Origin of the sequence: Mucilaginibacter flavus, assembly GCF_030409315.1 — a bacterium.
In the GTDB taxonomy this organism is placed as follows: domain Bacteria; phylum Bacteroidota; class Bacteroidia; order Sphingobacteriales; family Sphingobacteriaceae; genus Mucilaginibacter; species Mucilaginibacter flavus.
Genome location: NZ_JAUFPS010000044.1, coordinates 1 through 566, shown reverse-complemented (window position 1 = coordinate 566; position 566 = coordinate 1). Strand labels below are relative to the sequence as shown.

The window sequence follows — 566 nt, the reverse complement described above, 5'->3', positions numbered from 1 at the left end:
GCATGGTCGGGTTGACCCTGGCTTTCCACTGGTTATAATAAAAGCAAAATTGGCTGTACAGATAGCCATCGGGGAACTCTTTGTAATAAGCTTCCCACAATAGTTGCCGGTTCATGCCGGTCTTTTTGAGCTCTTTATCGACGTGGGGAAAGCAGCGTAGCATCGACTGCATACGTGCATTTGGCGGGTGTTCTCGGGACTTTCCGAATAAATCTTCCAGCTCTTTATCGTTAAGCGCGTTAACCTCATCAAAGGTGAATCCGCTGGCTTTAAATGCTGCTACATACTTTTTTACTGTGTTTCTCGATGCATCTGCCTGGGCAGCTATGGTCATTAAAGGCCGCTGCTGGCTGTACATCTTTAGTATCTTTCTGATCTTACTCATGCTGATTGTTAAGTTTGCCATTCTTAGGAAGGTGTATTTGCCCTCAAAAGATGGTTACTTCTACAGCATTTGCTACGTGTTTGGGGTGGTCAGTTTCCCCCGGAATGCACTGGTCAGTTTCGCCCGGAATGGGTGGTCAGCTTGCGCCGGAATGTGGTGGTCAAGTTCAACAGAATCTCCA

Annotated in this window: 1 pseudogene; it reads right to left on the bottom strand. The window is 47.0% G+C overall.

Annotated features, from left to right (window positions below):
- Positions 1-385 (bottom strand): annotated as a pseudogene (locus QWZ17_RS23235) (IS21 family transposase); the annotation flags it as partial.
- Positions 386-566: the final 181 nt, after the last annotated feature.